Origin of the sequence: Streptomyces sp. SID5785 (assembly GCF_009870065.1) — a bacterium.
Lineage (GTDB): Bacteria > Actinomycetota > Actinomycetes > Streptomycetales > Streptomycetaceae > Streptomyces.
This window is the reverse complement of sequence record NZ_WWIA01000823.1, coordinates 1-4,294: the sequence shown is the minus strand read 5'-3', so window position 1 is coordinate 4,294 and position 4,294 is coordinate 1. Positions and strand designations below refer to the sequence as shown.

The following is a 4,294-nucleotide window of genomic DNA, read 5'->3' as shown; positions in this document are numbered from 1 at the left end:
ACCCCCCGCATCCCCGCATCGCACGTCGCATCACATCGCCGGTACCGTCCGTCGCAGGAGAACCCCGTGCCCCAGCCGATCCGCCGCACCCTCGCCGCCCCCGTGCTCGTCCTGCTCGCCGTGCTCACCGCGTGTTCGTCCGGTGCCGGTACCGGGGTCCGCGACGCCGGTCCCTCCGGCACGGTCGCCGCCACCGGCCCGTCCGGGGCACAGTCGGACGCCGCCGCGCCCGCCGCGACAAACCCCGGCAAGCCGACCCGGGTCGCGATCGACGCGATCGGCGTGCACAGCAGGCTCCTGCCGCTCGGCCTGAACGCGGACGGCACCGTCGAGGTCCCGCCCGCCCGGCAGGGCATGACCGCCGGCTGGTACACGGGCTCGGCGGTGCCGGGCGCCCGCGGCCCCGCCGTGCTCATCGGGCACAACAGCACCCGCTACGGCCGCGCGGTCTTCCACGACCTGCGCCTGCTGCGCGAGGGCGCGGACATCGCCGTCGCCGACTCCCGCGGCCGCACCCGGCACTTCACCGTCACGGCCACCGAGACCGTCAGCAAACAGACCTTCCCGACGCGGAAGGTGTACGGCGCGACCGACGGCCCCGCGCTCCGGCTCGTCACCTGTGACGGCGACTTCGACGCGCAGGGGCATCCGGTCGACAACCTCATCGTGTACGCGGAGCCGGCCGGAGGCCGCTGACCTCGGCGGCCGTCGCCGCTCGCCCGGCCCGCACCACGAACGGCCGGGACCCGAGCGTGACGGCGACCGACGCGGCGGCGGCGACCGTCATCGCGGTGCCGGGGGAGACGAGTTGGGCGAGGCCGCCCGCGAGTGCGGCGCCGACGCCCTGCCAGGTCATCCGGCCCGCCGACTCGACCCCCTGCACCTGCCCGCGCACCGCGTCGGGCGTGAGGGCCAACAGCTGCTCCTGCAGCGGCAGTGTCGCCGCGAACCCGGCCCCCGACACGAACACCGCCACCGCGGCGACCACGGTCGGTGGCTCCCAGGCGAAGAGCAGGAACGGCCCGGCGAGCACCAGCCGCAGCGGCAGCGCCCAGCGTCGCCGCCCCGCCGCGTCCAGCAGCCGGCCGACCGTCAGATCGCCGATCAGCATGCCCGCGGAGCCTGCCGCGAGGAAGAAGCCCGCATGCCCGGCGTCGTAGGAGATGAAGAGGGCCTCGCAGCCGACGACGAGGCCGTTGGGCACCCACAGGTTCAGGAGCAGCGCCCGGCGGCCGGGGTGGGCGAACAGTTCGGCGTTGGTGGTCCAGGTCTGCCGCAGGCCGGGGCGCCGGGTGAGCCGGATCGAGCGTTCCCGCACGGTCGCGGCGACGACGGCGAGTCCGAGTGCCGTCAGCGCCGCCGCGAGGCCGAACAACTGCTGCGGGGTCAGGAACCGCAGGAGCGCGGCCCCGAGCGCGTAGCCGAGGATCGCCGTGCCGCCCGAGGTGATGTTCATCAGGGAGCGGGCCAGCGCGTACGACGCGTGCGGTACGACCTCGGCGAGCAGCCCCATCCGGGTCCCGCTGCCGAGTGACTGGAAGAACCCGAGCAGAACCAGGATCCCGAAGCGGACGGGGAGCGGCAGTCCGGGGACGGCCTGCGCGGCGACCCCGGCCAGGGACAGGCATTCGAGCGCCACGAGCGTGCGGCGCGGGTGTGCGCCGTCCGCGACCGACATGAGCGTCAGCGCCCCGAGCACGGTGGCGAGCGTCGCCCCGTACATGCTGACGGCCGTCAGGAAAGGGGATCGGGTCTGCTGGTCGACGAGGGTGCCGAGCGCGAACCCCGAGACGGTGCTCGCGGCGACGGTGAGCAGGAAACTGACGTAGAGGCCGGCGAACTCGCGGTTGCGCAGGAGCGCGCGGTATCCGGCGGGGGCGGTGGGATCGGTGGGCGCGGTGGCTGGTCGTGCGGGGTGAGAAGACATGAAAAAAGCCTCCGAGCGCACACGTTGTGTGGCGCCGAAGGCGTTGGGTGAATTATAGCAGGTCCGCGCCCGTGCGTGCCACCACGCGTCTCCCCGGGCCCGGGGGCCGGGGCCCGGCCGTCACAGCGCCGTGGCCCCCGGAGCCCCGACGCCGCGCAGGAGTGTGTCGACCACGCGGGTCGCGAGCACGTCGGGGTCGCCACCCTCCCTGGTGTCCAGGGCGGCTTCGTGGATGAGCGCGTAGTACACCCGGCGGGTCCAGTCGAGGTCGATGTCGGCGCGCAGCACACCGGCCTCCTGGGCGCGCCGGAAGACGCGCACACAGGTGGCGCGCACGTCGGCGTGGATGCGGGCCGCCTCGGGGTGGCCGTCGCCGGCGGCGCGGCCCATGGAGAACGACCAGTCCGCCTTCACCCGCAGGACGTTCGCGGTGACCTGGTGCAGGGCCACGAGCGGGGGCGCGGCGTCGGGACGGCCCGCGTCGACAGCGTCCGCGAACCGGCGGGCGGCCCAGTCGACCAGTGCGTCCAAAAGCGCCTCACGGGTGGCGAACCGGCGGTGCACGGTGGTCCTGGCGACGCCCGCGGCCTCGGCGACCTGGGCCATGGTCGCCCCCGGCTCGACGGCGAGGAGTTCCTCCGCCGCTTCCAGGATCGCCCGGATCGTGCGCTCGGTGTCGGCCCGCAGGGGACGCCCCGCCCGCCCGGTCTTCTCGTGTTCCGTCACACCGACACGCTACACCGGGATTCTCCATGGAGAACTAGTTGCTACACACGTGATGCATGTTCTATGTTTTCGGCATCGCCCAAGTCGCACCGATCCAGGGAGTAGTCATGCAGCAGCGGATCCTCGGCAGGACCGGCATCTCGGTGAGCACGTTCGCCCTCGGCACCCTGCGCCTCGGCGCCTGGGGGAACCAGGACCACGACGACGCGATGCGCATCGTCCACACCGCGCTGGACGCGGGCATCAACCTCGTCGACACGGCGGACCAGTACTCCGGCGGCGAGGCGGAGCGCATCGTGGGCAAGGCGGTGCGGGAGCGGCGCGACGACGTGGTCATCGCGACGAAGGGGCACTTCCCGCTCCAGCTCGGCGACCGCACGCCCAACCGTCGCGGAAACTCCCGGCGTTGGCTCACCCGTGCCGTCGAGGACAGCCTCCGCCGCCTCGGCACCGACCGGATCGACCTCTACCAGGTGCACCGCCCCGACCCGGACACCGACATCGACGAGACGCTCTCCGTCCTCTCCGACCTGGTCAGGGCGGGGAAGATCATGGCGATCGGCACCTCCGACTTCCCGGCCGAGGAGCTGGTGGAGGCGCGCTGGGCCGCCGAGCGCGGCGGGCACATCCCCTTCCGCACGGAGCAGCCGCCGTACTCCATGCTCGTGCGCGGCATCGAGGCGGACGTCCTGCCGACCGCGCGGCGGCACGGGCTCGGCGTGCTGACCTGGAGCCCGCTCAACAGCGGCTGGCTGGCCGGCCGGATCCGGCGCGGCGAGCCGATCGAGATGACGCCGTTCCGTCAGGTCCTGCGGCACCGGTTCGACCTCGACCTGCCGGGCAACCGCGCCAAGCTCGACGCCGTCGAGCGGCTCCAGGAGCTGGCGAAGGAGGCCGGACTGCCGCTGACGCACCTGGCGTTGGCCTTCGCCTCGGCGCATCCGGCGGTCACGTCGGTGATCCTGGGTGCCCGTACCGTCGAGCAGCTCACCGACCAGCTGGCCGCGGCCGAGGTGCGGCTCGACGACGAGATCCTGGACCGGATCGACGAGATCGTCGCCCCGGGCGTCACCCTGAACCCGGCGGACGTGGAGTACCGCAGCGTCGCCCTGACCGACCCGGAGGCCCGGCGCAGGCCGTACCACCATCGTTGAGCCGGTCCGGGGTCATCCCGTGACGGCGGTCGGGTCCCGGCGCGCGTGTGGCCGCGTCCGTAGGCCCGTTCCCCGCGGGAGGGGCGCCGGAGCCTCGGACGGGCCGCCGCGGTGGCGTCGTCCGGGGCTCCGGCCGTCCGTCCGGTGCGCGCGGAGAAGGTCCCTGGATCAGCTCTGTGCGAAGTAGTAGTCCTGGTCCAGGTCGGCCAGCAGGCCGGGGCCCGTGGGCTGCCAGCCCAGGAGCGAGCGGGTCAGGGTGCTGGACGCGGGCTGGTCGAGGGAGAGGACCGTGCCGAGGAAGCCGAACTCCTCGGCCGGCCGCTCGGCCACCGGCAGCCCGAGCCGGCGGCCGATCGTCGCCGCGATGTCCCGGATCGCCACGCCCTCGTCGCCGACGGCGTGCAGCATCGAGCCGGCCGGGGCCTGCTCCAGCGCGAGCCGGAAGAGCGGGCCGGTGTCCGACACGTGCACGGCGGGCCAGCGCTGG

At 73.9% G+C, this 4,294-nt stretch carries 4 protein-coding genes and 1 pseudogene; 2 read left to right on the top strand and 3 right to left on the bottom strand.

Features of this window, described 5'->3' with window-relative positions; genetic code table 11:
* The first annotated feature begins 66 nt into the window (after positions 1-66).
* Positions 67-696 carry a class F sortase gene (locus GTW43_RS26835; RefSeq protein WP_343246129.1) on the top strand — a complete coding sequence of 210 codons (630 nt, stop codon included), beginning with the start codon at positions 67-69 and terminating at the stop codon, positions 694-696.
* Here GTW43_RS26835 and GTW43_RS26830 read toward each other — a convergent pair.
* The gene (locus GTW43_RS26830) at positions 662-1,927 is read right to left on the bottom strand and encodes an MFS transporter (protein WP_161304546.1); all 1,266 of its coding nucleotides are present in this window, start codon (positions 1,925-1,927) and stop codon (positions 662-664) included. The genes GTW43_RS26835 and GTW43_RS26830 overlap by 35 nt on opposite strands.
* A gap of 120 nt (positions 1,928-2,047) precedes the next feature.
* Entirely contained in the window at positions 2,048-2,653 is a 606-nt protein-coding gene (locus GTW43_RS26825; RefSeq protein WP_343246128.1) for a TetR/AcrR family transcriptional regulator, read from the bottom strand.
* Positions 2,654-2,760: 107 nt separating this feature from the next.
* Between GTW43_RS26825 and GTW43_RS26820 the strand changes: the two genes are divergently transcribed.
* Entirely contained in the window at positions 2,761-3,807 is a 1,047-nt protein-coding gene (locus GTW43_RS26820) for an aldo/keto reductase (RefSeq protein ID WP_161304545.1), read from the top strand.
* Between the two features lie 168 nt (positions 3,808-3,975).
* Here GTW43_RS26820 and GTW43_RS26815 read toward each other — a convergent pair.
* Positions 3,976-4,294: pseudogene (locus tag GTW43_RS26815) on the bottom strand (3-beta hydroxysteroid dehydrogenase); the annotation flags it as partial.